The organism is Hymenobacter saemangeumensis (assembly GCF_039541835.1).
GTDB classification, from domain to species: Bacteria; Bacteroidota; Bacteroidia; order Cytophagales; family Hymenobacteraceae; genus Hymenobacter; species Hymenobacter saemangeumensis.
The window spans coordinates 51,459-67,634 of record NZ_BAABGZ010000072.1; the positions used below are offsets into that span (position 1 = coordinate 51,459).

Annotated in this window: 17 protein-coding genes; 6 read left to right on the forward strand and 11 right to left on the reverse strand. The window is 62.8% G+C overall.

The window, feature by feature from the left end; all coding sequences use genetic code 11:
• Window positions 1-47: 47 nt before the first annotated feature.
• Window positions 48-926, forward strand: a complete 879-nt coding sequence (locus ABD919_RS17595) for a hypothetical protein (protein ID WP_345237360.1) — start codon at window positions 48-50, stop codon at window positions 924-926.
• Between the two features lie 230 nt (window positions 927-1,156).
• Here ABD919_RS17595 and trpS read toward each other — a convergent pair whose 3' ends face one another.
• The 9 genes from trpS to ABD919_RS17640 all read right to left on the reverse strand — a co-directional run bounded on the left by trpS (window position 1,157) and on the right by ABD919_RS17640 (window position 10,506).
• The gene (gene trpS / locus ABD919_RS17600; protein ID WP_345237361.1) at window positions 1,157-2,131 is read right to left on the reverse strand and encodes a tryptophan--tRNA ligase; all 975 of its coding nucleotides are present in this window, start codon (window positions 2,129-2,131) and stop codon (window positions 1,157-1,159) included.
• A 109-nt stretch (window positions 2,132-2,240) separates the two neighbouring features.
• Window positions 2,241-2,987, reverse strand: a complete 747-nt coding sequence (locus ABD919_RS17605; RefSeq protein WP_345237362.1) for a queuosine precursor transporter — start codon at window positions 2,985-2,987, stop codon at window positions 2,241-2,243.
• An 82-nt stretch (window positions 2,988-3,069) separates the two neighbouring features.
• Window positions 3,070-3,981 (reverse strand): ribonuclease Z, encoded by a 912-nt coding sequence (locus ABD919_RS17610; RefSeq protein ID WP_345237363.1) that lies wholly within the window; start codon window positions 3,979-3,981, stop codon window positions 3,070-3,072.
• A 122-nt stretch (window positions 3,982-4,103) separates the two neighbouring features.
• Window positions 4,104-4,478 (reverse strand): STAS domain-containing protein, encoded by a 375-nt coding sequence (locus ABD919_RS17615; RefSeq protein ID WP_345237364.1) that lies wholly within the window; start codon window positions 4,476-4,478, stop codon window positions 4,104-4,106.
• 71 nt (window positions 4,479-4,549) lie between these two features.
• Window positions 4,550-5,416: a DUF4198 domain-containing protein gene (locus ABD919_RS17620; RefSeq protein WP_345237365.1), complete on the reverse strand. Its 867-nt coding sequence runs from the start codon at window positions 5,414-5,416 to the stop codon at window positions 4,550-4,552.
• On the reverse strand, window positions 5,413-6,039 hold the full coding sequence (locus ABD919_RS17625) for an FG-GAP repeat protein (protein WP_345237366.1): 627 nt from the start codon (window positions 6,037-6,039) through the stop codon (window positions 5,413-5,415). Before ABD919_RS17625 ends, ABD919_RS17620 begins: the two co-directional genes overlap by 4 nt.
• Before the next feature lie 113 nt (window positions 6,040-6,152).
• Window positions 6,153-7,991, reverse strand: coding sequence for a glycosyltransferase (locus ABD919_RS17630; protein WP_345237367.1), 1,839 nt, complete (start codon window positions 7,989-7,991; stop codon window positions 6,153-6,155).
• 91 nt (window positions 7,992-8,082) lie between these two features.
• Window positions 8,083-8,535, reverse strand: coding sequence for a hypothetical protein (locus tag ABD919_RS17635; RefSeq protein ID WP_345237368.1), 453 nt, complete (start codon window positions 8,533-8,535; stop codon window positions 8,083-8,085).
• Window positions 8,536-8,631: 96 nt separating this feature from the next.
• A complete protein-coding gene (locus tag ABD919_RS17640; RefSeq protein ID WP_345237369.1) occupies window positions 8,632-10,506 on the reverse strand; it encodes an alpha-amylase family glycosyl hydrolase in 1,875 nt (624 codons plus the stop codon).
• Between the two features lie 163 nt (window positions 10,507-10,669).
• Between ABD919_RS17640 and ABD919_RS17645 the strand changes: the two genes are divergently transcribed.
• The 3 genes from ABD919_RS17645 (at window position 10,670) to ABD919_RS17655 (ending at window position 12,383) form a co-directional block, all read left to right on the forward strand.
• Entirely contained in the window at window positions 10,670-11,128 is a 459-nt protein-coding gene (locus ABD919_RS17645; protein WP_345237370.1) for a hypothetical protein, read from the forward strand.
• Window positions 11,129-11,162: 34 nt separating this feature from the next.
• On the forward strand, window positions 11,163-11,843 hold the full coding sequence (locus ABD919_RS17650) for a hypothetical protein (RefSeq protein ID WP_345237371.1): 681 nt from the start codon (window positions 11,163-11,165) through the stop codon (window positions 11,841-11,843).
• Between the two features lie 129 nt (window positions 11,844-11,972).
• Entirely contained in the window at window positions 11,973-12,383 is a 411-nt protein-coding gene (locus tag ABD919_RS17655; protein WP_345237372.1) for a DUF6960 family protein, read from the forward strand.
• 88 nt (window positions 12,384-12,471) lie between these two features.
• Here ABD919_RS17655 and ABD919_RS17660 read toward each other — a convergent pair whose 3' ends face one another.
• Window positions 12,472-13,815, reverse strand: coding sequence for a YfcC family protein (locus tag ABD919_RS17660; RefSeq protein ID WP_345237373.1), 1,344 nt, complete (start codon window positions 13,813-13,815; stop codon window positions 12,472-12,474).
• Window positions 13,816-13,925: 110 nt separating this feature from the next.
• Between ABD919_RS17660 and ABD919_RS17665 the strand changes: the two genes are divergently transcribed.
• Window positions 13,926-14,171 carry a hypothetical protein gene (locus ABD919_RS17665; protein WP_345237374.1) on the forward strand — a complete coding sequence of 82 codons (246 nt, stop codon included), beginning with the start codon at window positions 13,926-13,928 and terminating at the stop codon, window positions 14,169-14,171.
• 2 nt (window positions 14,172-14,173) lie between these two features.
• Here ABD919_RS17665 and ABD919_RS17670 read toward each other — a convergent pair whose 3' ends face one another.
• Window positions 14,174-14,785, reverse strand: coding sequence for a hypothetical protein (locus tag ABD919_RS17670; protein ID WP_345237375.1), 612 nt, complete (start codon window positions 14,783-14,785; stop codon window positions 14,174-14,176).
• 345 nt (window positions 14,786-15,130) lie between these two features.
• Between ABD919_RS17670 and ABD919_RS17675 the strand changes: the two genes are divergently transcribed.
• Entirely contained in the window at window positions 15,131-16,168 is a 1,038-nt protein-coding gene (locus ABD919_RS17675; RefSeq protein WP_345237376.1) for an alpha/beta hydrolase family protein, read from the forward strand.
• The last annotated feature ends 8 nt before the right edge of the window (window positions 16,169-16,176 follow it).

Below are 16,176 nucleotides of genomic sequence, written 5' to 3' on the forward strand. Positions count from 1 at the left end.
CCGGAAGGCGGGCGGCTTCCGTTCATCTGTTCTGACTTTCCTTGTTCATGGCCAAGACTGCCCCTAAGAAACCCACCGAAGCCCCGGCCGCACCGCCGACGGAGGCTGCTGCCGAAAGCGCTGCCCCGGTAGCAAAGAAGTCCCGGAAGAAAGCCCCGGCCGTGGCGGAGGCTGTCCCGCTCCCGGAGTCGGAGCACAGCGGGGCTACGGCCACCAACAACGAGCCCATGGCCGAACCGGGCTCGCCCATTCCCCCGCCCCCCGACCGGCTGAACCAGATTTTTGAGGGGCTGAAGCAGAAGTCGACGGCCAAGCAGGCCATTTTCCGCAACACCCAGGGCGCGTTCGACTGCCTGCGCCTGGTGTCGCAGGAGTTGGTGCTGGAGCTCAGCCGCAAGCTCACCCCCCTCGATGCCTCGGTTATAATCGAGTACCGGCCGGTGAATGAGATGGAGTTCCACATCCGGTTTTCCGGCGACCTGCTCGTGTTTGTGATGCATTCCAACATCATCACTTTCCCCGACGACTATGGGCCCATGCCCACGGGCTACGTGGATGCCGACTTCCGCCGCCGCTTCTTCGGCCACATCATGGCCTACAACTTCATGGCCGACAGCATCAAGTACCAGCGCCTCAACGACAACGGCTACCTGGTGGGCCGCCTGCTGGTCAACATCGAAAACCACTACTTCCTCGAAGGCGTGCAGCAGCTGGAGCTGCCCAACAACGATATGTCGGACAACGTGGTGACCGAAGAAGCCATGAAGCTCTTCGTGGAAAGCGCCATGATTGCCGCCGTCAATAACGACCTCATTGCCCAGCCGCTAACCGAAATCCAGAAGATTTCCGTGAAGCAGAAGCTGGAAAACCAACAGGTAAGCCGCACCAGCAAAGTGGGCTTCAGCTTCTCAAATCAGCAGATGTAATTGTTTGATGTGCTGATGTGCTGATGTGTCATTGCGAGCGCAGCGAAGCAATCCGTCCTGTTCTCAGCGACCAGCCTACTCATGTGAAAAGCCCCAACGCCAAGACCGGTGTTGGGGCTTTTTTATGTCCGGGTTTATTTCGTGACTGAGTGCTAGAGGACGGATTGCTTCGGCTCCGCCTCGCAATGACACGTCATATCAGCACATCAGCACATCAAACAATCAGCACATCAACCGCCATAGCCCACCTTTTCCCGCACGCGGGCCAGCACGCCGGCGCCGTATTCCTGGGCGCGGCGGGCACCGATGGCCAGCTGGGCGTCAAGCTCCGGCAGGTTGTTCATGTAGAAGCTGAATTTCTCCCGCTCGGTGGCGAAGCGGCGTAGTATCAGCTCGTAGAGGGCGGTTTTGGCGTGGCCGTAGCCGAAGCCGCCGGCCAGGTAGTTACGGCGCAGCTCTTCGGTTTCGGCTGGCGTGGCCAGCAGGGAATAGAGCTTGAAGGTGACGTCGGTATCGGGGTTCTTGGGCGCTTCCAGCGGGGTGCTGTCGGAAATGATGCTGCGCACGGTTTTAAGCAGCTCCTTTTCCGGCGCGAAGACGTCGATGATGTTGCCGTAGCTCTTGCTCATCTTCTGCCCGTCGAGACCGGGAATGGTCATCAGCTGCTCGTCGACCCGGGCCTGGGGCAGCACGAAGGTTTCGCCGTAGCGGTTGTTGAAGGCCGCGGCAATGTCGCGGGCAATTTCCAGGTGCTGAATCTGGTCTTTGCCCACGGGCACGAACTCGGCATCGTAGAGCAGAATGTCGGCCGCCATCAGCACGGGGTAGGTAAACAGGCCCGCGTTCACGTCCGAGAGCCGGTCGCTCTTGTCCTTGAACGAGTGCGCGTTGGCCAGCATGGGGAAGGGCGTGAAGCAGCTCAGGTACCAGGTCAGCTCCGTCACCTGCGGCACGTCGGACTGCCGGTAGAACAAGCCTTTCGACGTGTCGAAGCCGCAAGCCAGCCAGGCGGCGGCCACGGCGTAGGTGTTCGCCCGCAGCGTAGCCGCGTCGCGCACCGTGGTGAGCGAGTGCAGGTCGGCAATGAAAAACAGCGTGTCGTTGGCCGGATTTTTCGACAGCTCGATGGCCGGTAGGATGGCGCCCAGCAGGTTGCCCAGGTGGGGGCGGCCCGTGCTTTGGATGCCGGTAAGGATGCGGGACATAGTTGGATTTTAGTTGTCAGTTGTTCGTTGTCAGTTGTCAGGGATGTTCTGGAGTCAGCTTTGCCAGAACGACCTGACAACTGACAACGAACAACTGACAACCTAACTGCTACACGCTCACATCGGCCGTAGCCTCCTGCTGCAACTCCACGGAGTCCTCCTGGCCCAGGTAGCGGTCGATGAGGTAGTGCGCCAGGTAGAGCACCGGCGTGAGCAGAATTGCGACTGCGAATTTATAGCCGTAGTTGAAGCCGGCCACGTGCAGCACCTGGTCGAACGACCAGTTGCCAAACAGGTAAAAGGCCACAAACAGCACCACGAAGCTGTCGACGAGCTGGGAGATGAGCGTGGAGCCGGTGGCCCGCAGCCAGATAAAGCGGTTGCTGGTGCGGCGCCGCAGGAACTGGAACACGCTGGCATCGAGTACCTGCCCAATCAGGAAGGCTGTGATGGAGCCGATGATGATGCCCAGTCCCTGCCGGAAAATGCTCTGGTAGGCAAACTCGATGTTGAAGGGCCGGCCCTGGGCATCGGTCTTGTTGATGTCCAGCCAGAAGTCGGCCGGCACCAGCTTGGTGCTGCCGTAAATCACCACGAAGGCGTAGGCGATGAGGCCCACCGTGAGGTAGCTGATGCGCAGCACGCCTTCCTTGCCAAAGTACTCGTTGATGATGTCGGTGGTGATGAACACCACCGGCCAGATGAGCACGCCGGCCGTGAGGTCGCCGCTCAGGCCAAAGGTCTTCTCCACCGAGAAAATCTTGACGCCGATAATCTCAGCCAGCAGGGCATTCACGATGAAGATGCCGCTGAGAACCAGGTAAAGCTGCTGTTTTTTGCGGGCGAAGGGAGTCATGGGGTAACTCCAACTTTTAGCTGGAGGCTAATAGGACAAAATCGGCAGGCTTCCGGAGCGGAGCACCCGCGAAAAATTGGCGTTATACCTTCACCACCAGGCCTTCCAGGGCCAGGGCCACGTCGGGGAATACCTGGCCGGCTTCTTCCAGCAGGGGCTCCAGGGTTTTGTAGCGGCTGGAGAAGTGGCCCAGCAGCAGGCGCTTCACGCCGGCGTCGGCGGCGAGCTGGGCGGCCTGGCGGGCGGTGCTGTGGTGGGTTTGGGCGGCCCGCTCACGCAGCTCATCCAGGAAGGTGGCTTCGTGGTAGAGCAGGTCGGCGCCGCGTACGAGCTCGGCCAGGGCGGGGGTGTAGAGCGTATCGGAGCAGAAGGCGTAGCTGCGCGGCGGGGGCGGCGGGGCCGACACCTCGGCGTGGCGCAGGCCGGGCTGGGTGTCGTCGGCGGGTAAGTCCTGGCCCTGGGCCAGCTGCGCCAGCTGGGCGGGGCTAAGGCCGGCCGGCAGCTTCTCCTTGATGAGGTTGGCCCGGCGCGGCTTTTCGGCAAACAGGTAGCCGGTGCAGGGAATGCGGTGGCGCATGGGCAGCGTTGATACGCTGAGGTAGTTGTCCTCGTACACCGGAGCTGCCACCTCGGTATCGACGGCCGTAAACTCCAGCGCAAAGCCCAGCTGCATGTGGGAAGCCCGGGCCTGGGCAATCAGCACTTCATCGAGCCCACTGGGGCCAATGAGGCAGAGCGGCTGGGTGCGGCCCTGCAGGTGCATGGTGCCCAGCAGCCCAAAAAGCCCAAAGTAATGGTCGCCGTGCAGGTGAGAGATGAAGATGGCGCGCAGCTGCTGCGGCCGAATGCGCTGCTCCAGCATACGCCACTGCGTGCCCTCGCCGCAGTCAATCAGGTAGCAGGCGGCGCCCACCGTGAGCACCTGGGCCGTGGGGTGGCGGCCTACCGTGGGCGTAGCCGAGGCCGAGCCCAGAATCTTCAGCTCAAAATTCAAGGTAGTTGTCGGTTGATAGTTGTCAGTTGTCAGCCGGTTAATGGGGTAGAAACAAAAGTTGGTTGCCAGTTGCCAGCTTCAACAACTGACAACTGACAACCAACAACTGACAACTTGAGAAATTACTCCTTGTCCGTCAGGTCGCGCTCGATGGCGTGCAGAAACACGCGGTCGATGGCTTCTTCTACCGTGGGCAGAATGTGCAGTACCGACTCCAGCTTGGAGATAGTGATGAGCTTCATCACGTGGTCTTGCAGGCCGGTGAGCACCAGCAGGCCGCCGGTGGAGTTGCACAGGCGGTTGGCAATCAGGATGGAGCTGAGTCCCGACGAATCGGTGTATTTGACGTTGGAAAGGTCGAGAATCAGGTTGTTGATGCCTTCAGCGTTGAGCTTCACGAACTCCGATTTCAGGTCGGGCGCTACGGTCGTGTCGAGCTTCTTCTCATCAATGGTGATGATGGTGTAGCTTTCTTTTTTATCAATCGTGTACTTCATACAGCGCGGGCAGGGAAACGTAAGAGAGCGGCGAAGGTAAAGAAAAAACCCAAAATTTTGTTTGTGATGGGTTAGTGTTTTTTAGGACTAGGCTGGAAAGATACGACCGGTCCGCCGAAGGTTAGCGAGGCCCGGGTCGACTGCCAGTCGGCGCGGGAGCGCAGGGAAGCAGGAGCCGGCCCCATGTCGACGGTAGCCAGCAGGTAAGGCCCGGGTCCCGATAAGCGTAACAGGATGCGGCCGTTTTGGTTGGCATGGGTCGTAAAATGGCTGGTGGGCTGCCCGGCCGCCTGCCGCTGCCAGATGTGGACGGCCGCGCCCTTCAGGGGCTTGCCGTTGCGCATCACCCGCACAGTCAGGGCCTTGCCGGCGGCCAGGCGGTAGGGATTCTGCTCGGGTATCAGCTCCAGGGGCAGGCCCAGGGCGCGCAGGCAGGCGCTGTCCTGGGCGGCGGGCACCGCGCTGGGGTCGCCCACCTGCACCAGGGCCTTGGCCCGGCGGCGGTAGGTTTCGCGTGCCGCTTTGCCCTGCTCGCCGCGCTGCTGCCGCTGCCTAAGCACGAAGTCCAGGCCTTCCTCGCGCAGGTAGGCCGTGAACTGCTCGCCGGTAAGCTCAATAAAAGAGTCGGTGCTGCTCAGGGCCAGCAGGTGGGTGCCGGGCTGGGTAAACTGCACAGCCGTGCGCAGGGTGTCGGTTTCGCTGGGGTTTAAGGGCGTCAGGTCGGTAGAGTCGGCGGGGCCGTAGCGCACCAGGCGCAGCACCTTGCTGGCCTTGGTAGTCCAGGGCTTGCCCGTGAAGCTTTCGCCCACCAGCAGCTTGAGGCTAACGGTTTCGCCGGGCTTGAGCTGAAAGCGCGGCGGCTCCAGCCAGAACTCGTGGGCCAGGGCTGAGCCCGCCAGTAAGAGCGGGGCGGCAAAAAATAGAGCGCGGGAGTTCATTGTGGGGCGTTTACTGGTAAGACACGACGACTGACCACCCGCCATTGCTGGGTCGCGCCATCGAGCCGAAAAACCGTTTCTCCCAGGCCGTTGACCCCCGCATGCACTTGGGTGGTAAGCGTGCGCCTGGTCTTATTGATGCTGCAGGGAAAAAACTGCATTTCATTGGTTAAGAACTTGTTCAGAATAAACTTACCGCTGCTCGTTTGGAGGTAATAACTGTACTGCGGGCCGCCGTTGCCCCCGGAGTCGTTCTTGACAGCCACGTCTTCGCGGCCATCGAAGTTAAAGTCCGCCACTATCAGGTCGCCGTAGTCATTGTCCACTACCGGGGCGTCCTGGTTTTTACCGGTGAGGTAGGAGCGCACCGCACGGCACTGCCGGAAGGCGCTGGCAAAAAGAAAGTTGGAGCTGAAGCTGATGGTTTGGATAGGCTTCTGATTCAACTTGTTGCTTATCGCCAGCCTGATGATGCAGGAGTCGAGCGTACCATCCGGTTGCTTCAGGCGCCGCAGCGTCGTTTTAAAAACCAGGGTGTTGGAGAGGTCCGGATGCGTACATACCTGCCCTTGGGTGTAAGAGGCCAGGAGTATAAAAAAGATGATAAGAGGCAGGGTTTTCATCTCCTGAACGGTCATCTGCGTTTTCCTCTGCGAAGCTTCTGCGCCCTCTGCGGTGAAAAATCATCTGGCGACTTTCCCGCAGAAGGCGCAGAAGAAAAGCGCAGAGGCTGTTCTTACTGCCGCTCCAGGGCCAGCCCGTAGGCGTGGTCGTAGTGCACGCGCAGGTTTTTCCAGTCGAAAAGCTCGGCGGAGCTTTCCACGGCGTTGCGCTGCATGATGCGCTCGCGGCGGTTGAGCTGCACAAAGTTCCAGAGCATGTCGCAGAGCTCTTCGGCGGCTTCGTGGAAGGTTTTTTCCTGGCGGCGCACCACGAAGATGCCTTTCTGCTCGGGCTCGGGAATGGTTTGCAGCACGTAGTCGCCAAAGCCCGACAGGTCGCTGGTGATGGCGGGCACGCCGCGGGCCACGCATTCGAGCGGGGTATAGCCCCAGGGCTCGTAGTAGCTGGGGAACACGCCCAGGTGGCAGCCCCGCACAAACTGCCCGTACTCCATGCCCAGCAGGGGCGAGGAGGGCGACACGAAGTCGGGGTGGTACACCATTTTCACCCGGTCGTGGCGGTGGTTGAGCAGCTGGGCCCGGCGCATGAAGTTGAGGATGTCGTCGGTGCGGTCGTCCCCCAGGTTGTGGGTAATGACGGGCGGCAGCACGTTGGTTTTCCAGCTTTGCAGCTGGCGGCGGTAGCGCAGCTTCCAGTAGTCGTCCACCATTTCGCCCAGCTCAGGCAGCTTGTGGTCCTGGCTGGCGGCGGCGGCGTAGAACAGGCGCTCGCCCACCTGCTGCTCGATGGCCCGGCAGGTGTCGCGCACCTCATCGAGCAGGGCGCGGCGCTCCAGCACCTGGGGGTTGATGCTGGTGTAGGGCCGTTTGGTGATGAAAAACATCACTACCTGCCCGTCCATGCCGCTGGCCTGAATGCGGTGGTTGAGGCGGGCCAGGGCTTCCAGGGTCAGGTCGAAGCCCTTGTTGTGGTACTCGTAGCGGCCCGAGGTGAACAGGTACAGGGTTTTGTCCAGGTCGAAGGAGTACGACTGGAAAAAGTGAGCCATCACGAACTCATGAATCTTGGACTTGTACTGCTGGTGCAGGTTCTGGAACTCGTGCAGGGCCACAAACCGCTCGATGTTGAGGCCGTTGGGCAGCACAGCGTCGGGCATTCTATCCAGCAGGTAGATGCACTCGCGCACCGTCAGCTCGCTCACGGTGGTGAACACGTGGGAGCCGTGGGCGGCGGCCCGCTCCATCTGCACGGCTGGCTCGATGTTGAAGTGCCGGGCCTCGGCCTGCCAGTCCACCCGCATGAGGTGGTCGTAGAAGTCGGGGTCGTTCATGGCCAGGTAGCGGCCCAGTAGCGTGGCGTGGGTGGTAAACACAATGTGGGCCGGCACCCGCTCGCGGCGCAGGTCGGGAATGGCCACGCCGGTCATCCACTCGTGGAAGTGGGCCAGCAGGCGCTTGCCGGCGGGCACGTGGGCCGCCACGTGCTGCATAAAAATCTTGGAGAGGTGGCCAAAGGCAATTACCTGGTGCAGCAGGTCGTCGTGGTCGGGCGCCGGAATGCCGTGGCGCTGCCAGAGGTTGGTTTTCAGCTGGGCCAGCTGCCCGTACACCTGAAAGGGGTTGATGAGCACCACCCGGGGGCGGCCCGTTACCAGCCAGGTGCCGATGCACACGTCGTAGCCCTGGGCCCGCATGGCCCGCACGGCCGAGGTGTAGGGGTCGGAGCCGGTGTGCACTTCCAGCTCGTCGAGCGGCTCAAACTCGCCCTGGGCCTGGTTGGGGAAGTAGGGGCCCAGCAGGCAGTACCGCTCGCCCCAGGCCGGCATGGTGGCCGGCACCTTGGAGCGGATAACGGTGTAGATGCCGCCCACCTGATTGCAGACTTCCCAGGCAGACTCAATCAGAAAAACATCGGGGAGCAGGGTTTCGGTGGGATGAGCTTGGGGCTGCATAGGGCAAAAAGAAGCGTAAGAATGCCGCGCAATATAGGCGCTACGGCTCCGGTCCAAAGCACTGTTTGCGCATTAGCCGGCGGAAGGGTGGTCAGCCGGCGGTTCTTCGCTTGTCGTCTTCGTACCACCCCTGGTAATCAAAAAAGGGGTGGCCCAGGTGGCAATGGCCTTGCTCAATTTCCAATAAGGTCCAGAAACTATCCGTGTAGTCATCCTGGGCGAGCCCCTCGAATGAGGATAGAACCAGGTGAATGAAGCTTCTTACCTCCTGGTCTCCTGGGTGGCGTCCCGAAACATCAGCACTTAGGCTAGTCGTTGGGGGGCCGCCCAGAGCGTGGTACAGCGCCTCCTTTGTCTCTGGCTCCAACTCTGCGTCGTATTCATTGTAGAAGTCGATATAGAGCACCGGGGCGCCATCAGTCTCCCAAAACCACCGATAAGCCCCCGGAGCACTTTTTGGCGGGGACTGTGCGAAATAACTGTTCAGAAACAGGTCTAGCTCGTCCGCAGTAGTGGTTTTTAAGTAAATAAAAATGCTGCGCATCTCGGTAGACTAATAAATTGTGGCTACACAACAACCAGGGGCATGCTGCCTGGCAGAAAAGTAGCCCTTTGATGGATGGCGCAGTAATAACCAGCCTTACCCTTCCCAACTAAGCACCAGCACGGCATAGGGCGCCAGGGCAATGCTGCCGTGCCAGGCGAATCCGTCGAGCTCGCCCTCGCTGGCTTCGGTGCCGAAGCTTTCGAAGTCGTGAAAGGCCTCGTCGTAGCCGCGCCAGTCGGAGTTGAAGCGCACCTGCCAGGTGCCGGGGGCGGGCAGGCCGATGGTGTAGCCCTCGTGGGCCTGCTGGGCGAAGTTGGCCAGCACGATGGTCGTGTCCTGGAGGCCGCCCTCGCCGTCGGCCCAGCGGGCGAAAGCCAGCACCTTGGCCTCATTATTTACATGAAACACCTGGCAGTGCTGCCCGCTCAGGCCGCGGGTGTGGCCGCCGAGGTTGCGGCGCAGGCTGATGAGGTCGCGGTGCAGGTGCAGCAGGCCCGGGTGGGCTTCGGTCAGGGCCCAGTTCAGGGCTTCGGTGTCGTTGAAAAAGCCGTGCGACAGAAACTCCTGGCCCTGAAACAGCATGGGAATGCCCGGGGCAGTGAGCACCAGGGCGGTGCCCAGGGTAGCGCGCTTTTTGGCGTAGTAGTGGTCGGCCGCGCCGGGCATGATTTCCTCGGGCACGCGGCTTTTGCCGTTGGCCACCTCGTCGTGGCTTTCGGTGTAGATGACGCGGCGGAAGGCGTCGTCGTTGTAGCGCTGGGCAATGGCGGCGGCCACGGCGTGCAGGTCGCGGTGGGCATCGTCATGGGCGGCCAGGGCTTCGCGGACGGGGTACACAAAGGCCGCGTCCCATTGCGTGTTGAAGCCCTGCCCGCCGTTGGCCACGGCTTCGGTGATGGCGGCATTGCCGCGCAGGTCTTCGGCGATGGTGATTTTCCAGGGCATGGTGGCATCGATTTCCTCGTTCACCCAGCGCATCAGGCTCCAGCCATCGGGCAGGTCGGCGCCGGGGTCGTCTTCGCCGTGCACGTTCCGCACGAAGGCAATGGCGTCCATGCGCAGGCCATCCACGCGGTAGTCCTGCAGCCACATCAGAGCGTTGTCGCGGATGTACTGCCGCACCTCGGGGCGGCCGTAGTCGGGTCGGTTGTGGCCCCAGGGCGTTTCGGCCCGCCAGTCGTTGTAGAAGTAGATGCCGCCGCCGTCGTTTTCGCTCCAGCCATCAAACTGCCAGAGGTCGAGGTCGCCGGGCCCGAAGTGGTTGTACACCACGTCGAGCACCACGGCGATGCCGTGGCGGTGGGCTTCGCGCACCAGGGTCTTGAAGGCCTGGGGCCCGCCGTAGTCGCTTTCCAGAGCGAAGGGGAAGGAGGGGTTGTAGCCCCAGGAGCGGCTGCCCGGAAACTCGGTGGCCGGCAGCAGCTCGATGCAGTTGATGCCCAAATCGCGCAGGTAGGGCAGCTTTTCCACCACATCCAGAAAGGTGCCCACCTGCCCGGGCTGCGGCGCGTGAAAGGTGCCCACGTGCAGCTCGTACACCACCAGCTCGTTCCAGGTCGGCATCTGAAACTGGTCATCCCCCCAGTCAAAGGACAAGTCCGGCACCACCGAGGCCCCGGCTGAGTTGGTGACCTGCCGGGCGTAGGGGTCGTTTTTGTCGAATGAGCGGCCCTGGGCCTGCAGCCGGAACTTGTACTCGTGGCCGGCTTTGGCCGTGGGCACATCGGCGGCCCAGTAGCCATTGGCTTCGGGCTGCAGGGGGTGAGCGTCGGCGTTCCAGTCGTTGAAGCTGCCGATGACGGCCACCGCCTCGGCGTGGGGCGCCCACACCCGGAAGGTGGTGCCGGCCGCGTGGGGCACGGCGCCCATGCCGGGCTGCGGCGCGGCTGGTGTCGAAGGGCGGGCTTTGCGGGAAGGAAGGGTGGGCTTTGTCGCCCGGGCTTTGGAAGAAGGTGAGGAGGCAGGCATGAAGAAAACGAACAAGTGAGCATCCAAACGACAGTGCTCAGCTCCAGTAAACTCAACATTACCGCTCAGGGTTGTGGCCGCCCGCCCGGGCCGGCTCAGGGCGGGCGCCGCAGCTTTGCTTTCCCGCTGCTTCCGTTCGTACTTGCGGCTTCAGCTCCGGTGTATGAGGGTGCGAATCTTGCTTTTAGGACTGGCAGTAGTGCTGCTGGCAGCGGCCCCGCTGCGGGCACAGCGCTACCTGATTGACCAGGCCACCGCCCAGCCCTGGGCCGGTGGGCCGGCGCACTACACGGGGGTGCGCTACCAGCTGCGGCTGCGCAGCAAGCAGGGGCTGCCGGCGCCCGACAGCCTGTGGCTGCGCGGCCAGGGCTACGCGCTGGGGCCGGCCTCCGTCGCGGCGCTGCCGCCGGGGGGCGCGGCTGGCGGGAAAGGCTACGCGGTCGTGTTCAACCTGATAAGCACCCGCCCGCCTGGGCCCGACCTGCTAGCCAAGACCGCCCCGCCCCGGCAGCCGCCCCGGACTTTCCGTGGGGCCGCCCTGCTGGGCTGCCGCTACCGGGGAGCGTGGCACTACACCGAAGTGCGGGCCTTCACCCAGCTGCCCACGCTGAGCTATCCGTAGCTCCGGTGTGGGCATTATCCCCTTATTTCAGGGCATGAACACCGCCAATACGTCTGCTCCAGCCTCCGGGCGCATCAAGCTCTACCATCGCCGGCACGGCCGGCGGCAGCGGGGCAAGTCGCTAAGCCACCTGGCCCCGGCCGCCGTGCTGATCAGCAGCGGCCTGGCGGTGCTGGGCGGGGAGCCATTCACCTGGCTGATGGCGGCGGAGTTTGTGGTGGGCGCGGCTTACCTCATCCTTATGGTGCGCGAGCTGCGCCAGCTGCGCCACAACCCCCATCACCACGAGCGGGTGGCCTGGCTGGAGCTGGCCGCCGCCGGTATTCTGGGTATTGAGGGCTACCACATCTGGCACCGCCACCACGAGGCCAACCTGGCCCGGGGCACCCATACGTTTCACGTGCTGCCTTACCTGTACTGGGCAATGGCCGTTTTTTTTGTAGTGCTGGCTTTCAGCCTGGCAAAGCTTACCGAGCGGCGCCACCTCCACCTGCACGAGGGTGGTTTTAGCGGCCGGCTGCACCCACTGGGCCGGATGTTTCAGTTTCAGTGGGCCGAGGTGGTGTCGGTGGAACCAGCCGGGGCGGCCGACCTGGTGCTGACCCGCACCAATGGCCAAACCCAGCGCATCTCCTTCGAGGCCATGCACGACGGGCCCGTACACCGCGACCGGCTGCTGGCGCATGCGCGGCAGGCAATGAACAATGAGCAATGAACAATGAGCAATGAACAATGAGCAATGAACAATTTGGCCTTTGAGGAGCTATTTGGCCGTTCGGGCTGTTAATTGCTCACTGATAACTGCTCATTGTTCACTGATTATTGCTCATTGCTGATTGAAAATATGCGTCGTCCCCGCCCCCTGGTATTTGGACTTTACGGCTGGTCGCCCGACTACGGCTACCGCTACATTCACCCGGCCAACCGGCGGGCATTTGAGCTGCTGGAGCCGTTGGGCAAGGTGTTCGAGAAAATCAGTGAGGATGAAGAAGGCGAGTGGATTACCATTCGCTACGACGAGCAGCAGTTTCTGGTGCGGCCCGAGCTGTTCAAGGAGTTGTACCACCAGCGCCCGCCCTTCAGCTTTGGCGACGAGGTAGAGGAAATTACGCCCGAGCCCGGCCGCTACCGCTTTTTCGGTACGGTGTCGGACGTGTTTTGGGACGAAACCACCGACAAAGCCTCCTACCAGATTGTGCAGCACAAGCGTAAGCTGCCGCGCATCTTCCAGGCCGATGAGCTGCGGCTCGGCTAGGAGCGCGAGGTTTCGCAAGGTTATTTCAAACGGAAAAACTCCGGGAAGCAACCTGGCGAAACCTCTTTTAACCTCGCGAAACCTTGCGCTATAGGACGTAAACTCCAATAATGACGCTCACTACACCTAAGCCCAGCAGCATGAGGTAAAGTGGCCCCACAAACTTCAGCCACTGGTCGAAGCGGACGCCGCAGGCGGCCAGCATGGCCATAAGGGCGCCGTTGGTGGGGGTGATGAGCTCGCAGAGGCCGGCCCCGTACTGGAAGGCCAGCACCGTAACCTGCCGCGACAGGCCGATGAGGTCGGACAGGGGCGTGAGCAGGGGCATGGTGAGGGTGGCCTGCCCGCTTACGCTGGGCACGGGCAGGTGCAGGGCGGTTTGCACGGCCATCATGCCCAGGGCCGACACGGCCACGGGCAGCTGGGCCAGCGGGGCCGAGAGGCCGTGCACGATGGTGTCGACGATGTTGCCCTGCTCCAGCACCACGAAGATGGCGCGGGCAAAGCCCACCAGAATGGCCGAAAAGGCAATGTCGCGGAAGCCGGCCACGAAGCCGTCGGCGGTGCCGCTCAAGCCCAGGCCGCCTACCAGGCCGGCCGCTACGCCCAGCACGAAGAACAGGGCCGCCATCTGCTCGAAGTCCCAGCCCAGGGCCAGCACGCCGTAGGCGAAATACGCGAAGGTGAGCAGCATGAGCAGCAGCACCAGGCCATGGCGGCCGGCCCCGCGCTGCTCGGCCACTACGTCGGCCTCCGACACGTCGGGCGCTACCCGGTGGCGCATGGCAAAGCGCAGGGTGCCGGCAATCCAGATGGCTACGGCCAGCAGCAGAAAGATGAGGCGGTAGCCACCGGCGGAGAGCAGCGGCAGCTGGGCCAGCTTCTGGGCAATGCCTACCTGAAAGGGGTTAATCGGGCTGAAAGCGGCCCCTACGATGGCCGCGCCCAGGCTGGCGGCCAGAGCCGTGAGGGCGGGGTAGCCCAGCCTTCGCATCAGCACCAGCAGCACCGGCACCAGCGGAATAACTTCCTCGCCCATGTTTTCGAGGGCGCCCATGGTGGCAAAAAGCAGGCTCACCAGCGGGATAATGACGACTTCGCGCCCGTGGGCCCGGGCCAGCAGCCAGTCGACGCCGTGGCGCAGGGCCCCGGTCTGGTCGACCACCGTGAAGGCCCCGCCGGCCAGGAAGATGAGAAACACCACGGCCGCCGCGTCGGCCAGGCCCTTGGGAATGTCCACCACCATGTCGAGGGGGCTGACGGGCGTGGCAGGCACGCGGTGGTAGGAGCCGGCCACCACCACGTCGCGGCCGGTAGCCGCGTCTTTCTGCCGCTCGAAGCGCCCGGCGGGCAGCACGTAGCTCAGGGCCGCGGCCAGGATAATAAAACCAACGAGCAGCACCAGCGGGTGCGGGAAGCGAAACGTGTTCATGCCGCGAACTTAGGGGAACTCCGGGCAGCAGTACGAACTTTGTAGGGCACAGCCGGCCGCTGATGTCCGGTAGTGACGCCGCCAACTGGCGGTCTTGTTTACCTTTTTCAATGAATTTCGCTGCCTTCAAAGACCTGCACCAGCGCCGCCAGGCCGAGCACCTGGCCCGGCACGGCCACCGCCTGGCCGAGCGCCGCGAAGACAGCTGCGAGCTGACGCTTTACGCCGTGGGCGACTTCTACGCCGAGGTGTGGCGCAGCTGCGGGGAGGACGCCATTCTCTTTATTCACGTGTTTCAGAAGCCCGCCGGCCTGGGCGACTACCTCAAGCTGGTGAAGCTCCCGGAGGAGCTGTAAGCTTATTCGCCGGGGCGGTCTATTTCGGTTATCTCGTCTTTCTCCCGCATAATCTGCAGGTCGAAGCGGGTGAGCGAGAACGACTCCTTGCTGTACTTGTCGGGGCTGTTCAGCTCGTCGAGGGGCGAGTTGTTGTCGATTTCATACTCGTTGGCCACCAGCTCCACGGCCGTGCCGCCGGCACTCACCACCTTCAGCAGGGAGTAGTTGTTGTCCTTGGTGCGTACGGTGTAGATGTCGCCGGCCTTGGGGGCCGCCAGCAAGGCTTTATCGGCGCGGTCGTCGAGCTTGCTGGCCACCGCGCCCCCGGAAATCAGCAGGAAAATAAGCGCCAGACCGGCCCAGTGTGCGTAGGGGTGGCGGGTGGTTTTCTTCAGCAGCTGGGCCGGCTCGCGCAGCTCAGCGGGCAGGCCCTGGCCCTCCCAGGCCTGCGCACAATGCGTGCAGGACGCCACCAGCGGCCTGCTGTAGGGCAGCACCGGTATCCAGTAGATATGAACGTAGCGGCTGAAAACCGACAGCTGCAGGGTATCGGCGGTGGCGCAGCTCGGGCAGCTGTAGCCGGGTAGGGCCTCCGTGCGCACAAGGCTGCCATTGGTGCCGTAAAAAATCATGACACAACGAATAATGAAAATGAAGCGGCCTTTACCGGAGCCCCTTGAATAGCCGGATAGCAAAGATGCCCCGGCCTGGGCGCTATTCCTAATGCACTTGTTAGGTCTGAGTGCCGAATTATCAGTCTATACCAACTTGAGAACCGGGCTGCCAGCAGCTATTGCGGATAGTGGTGGCCGGGCTCGCGTGGCCAGGAGCGGTATCGTGCAGATGAAGGAGCGCTGCCTGCCCTGGCGCCGCCGGAGCTGCTCGTCCAGGGCTACGGTACGGCACCGGTCTTATGTGCTTGGCGTTATTGCAGCCGGTATCTTGCGCCTGGGTGGCACTGTGGCTGCCCGGAAATAATGAAAGTTCGAATGCGTATCCTGGGGCTGTTTCTGGGGCTTGTACTGCTGAAGGCGGCGCCAGGCATGGCGCAAGCAGCTACTACCCGCCCCCAGCCGGCCGACTTTGGCTTTCGCCACCTGGTGGTGATGTTTGGCCGCGACAGCGTGCAGGTGCTGGTGCAGTCGCCTCCCGGGCGGGAGCAGGCGCGCCTGCCGCTGCTGCTGTGGGTGCAGGGCTCGCTGCCGCGGCCTCTTATTATGCTGGAAGCCGGCCGGCCCTTTGGCGTGTTTCCCTTCCTCACCAAGCAAACCAAGCTTAGCTGCCACCTGGTCGTCATCGGCAAGCCGGGCATTCCGCTGGTAGCCGACGTGCGCGACCTTGGGGCCAGCCAGAGCTTTGTCGACAAAGCCACCCAAATTCCGCCGCTTTACTACTGCCAGCGCAACTACCTCGATTACTACCTGCGCCGTAATGAGGCCGTGCTGCGCTTCCTGAAAAAGCAGCCCTGGGTGGATGCCCGCAGCGTGACCGTGGCGGGCCATTCGGAAGGCAGCACCATTGCCGCCGGCCTGGCCACCGTGCCGGGCCTGGTAAGCCGGGCCGCCTACCTGAGCGGCAACCCCCTGGGCCGGATGCTGACCAACGTGGTAGAAGCCCGGCAGGACGAGGCGGCCGGCGACAGCGCCGCCGTGGCCCAGATGTTCGGCTACTGGCGCGAAGTAGTGGCCGACCCTGCCCGCATGGACTGCACGCCCGGCGACCACAACCGCGCCACCTTCGGCTTCTCGGCCGCGCCCCTGGTGGCCCTGCTGCAAGCCAAAGTCCCGGTGTTTGTGGGCTACGGCACCCTCGACCGGGGCGTGGTCGGCAACGACTACCTGCAGCTGCAGGCCATGGAGCAGCACAAGAACAACTTCACCTTCCGGGCCTACCCGGGCCGCGAGCACAACTTCTTCAGCACGAAAGATGGCCGCGTGAACTATGACGACTACTTCTGGCCCAAGGTAGGCGAAGACTTTCTGCGCTGGGCCGGGCTCTGGCCTACAGCGCGGTAGCATAGCCC

Coding starts and splice junctions, on each gene's coding strand:
- ABD919_RS17650 (WP_345237371.1), top strand. CDS start 11,163: ATGAACACCGCCAATACGTCTGCTCCAGCCTCCGGGCGCATCAAGCTC.
- trpS (WP_345237361.1), bottom strand. CDS start 2,131: ATGTCCCGCATCCTTACCGGCATCCAAAGCACGGGCCGCCCCCACCTG.
- ABD919_RS17665 (WP_345237374.1), top strand. CDS start 13,926: ATGAATTTCGCTGCCTTCAAAGACCTGCACCAGCGCCGCCAGGCCGAG.
- ABD919_RS17595 (WP_345237360.1), top strand. CDS start 48: ATGGCCAAGACTGCCCCTAAGAAACCCACCGAAGCCCCGGCCGCACCG.
- ABD919_RS17630 (WP_345237367.1), bottom strand. CDS start 7,991: ATGCAGCCCCAAGCTCATCCCACCGAAACCCTGCTCCCCGATGTTTTT.
- ABD919_RS17640 (WP_345237369.1), bottom strand. CDS start 10,506: ATGCCTGCCTCCTCACCTTCTTCCAAAGCCCGGGCGACAAAGCCCACC.
- ABD919_RS17670 (WP_345237375.1), bottom strand. CDS start 14,785: ATGATTTTTTACGGCACCAATGGCAGCCTTGTGCGCACGGAGGCCCTA.
- ABD919_RS17625 (WP_345237366.1), bottom strand. CDS start 6,039: ATGAAAACCCTGCCTCTTATCATCTTTTTTATACTCCTGGCCTCTTAC.
- ABD919_RS17645 (WP_345237370.1), top strand. CDS start 10,670: ATGAGGGTGCGAATCTTGCTTTTAGGACTGGCAGTAGTGCTGCTGGCA.
- ABD919_RS17675 (WP_345237376.1), top strand. CDS start 15,131: ATGAAAGTTCGAATGCGTATCCTGGGGCTGTTTCTGGGGCTTGTACTG.
- ABD919_RS17605 (WP_345237362.1), bottom strand. CDS start 2,987: ATGACTCCCTTCGCCCGCAAAAAACAGCAGCTTTACCTGGTTCTCAGC.
- ABD919_RS17660 (WP_345237373.1), bottom strand. CDS start 13,815: ATGAACACGTTTCGCTTCCCGCACCCGCTGGTGCTGCTCGTTGGTTTT.
- ABD919_RS17620 (WP_345237365.1), bottom strand. CDS start 5,416: ATGAACTCCCGCGCTCTATTTTTTGCCGCCCCGCTCTTACTGGCGGGC.
- ABD919_RS17615 (WP_345237364.1), bottom strand. CDS start 4,478: ATGAAGTACACGATTGATAAAAAAGAAAGCTACACCATCATCACCATT.
- ABD919_RS17635 (WP_345237368.1), bottom strand. CDS start 8,535: ATGCGCAGCATTTTTATTTACTTAAAAACCACTACTGCGGACGAGCTA.
- ABD919_RS17655 (WP_345237372.1), top strand. CDS start 11,973: ATGCGTCGTCCCCGCCCCCTGGTATTTGGACTTTACGGCTGGTCGCCC.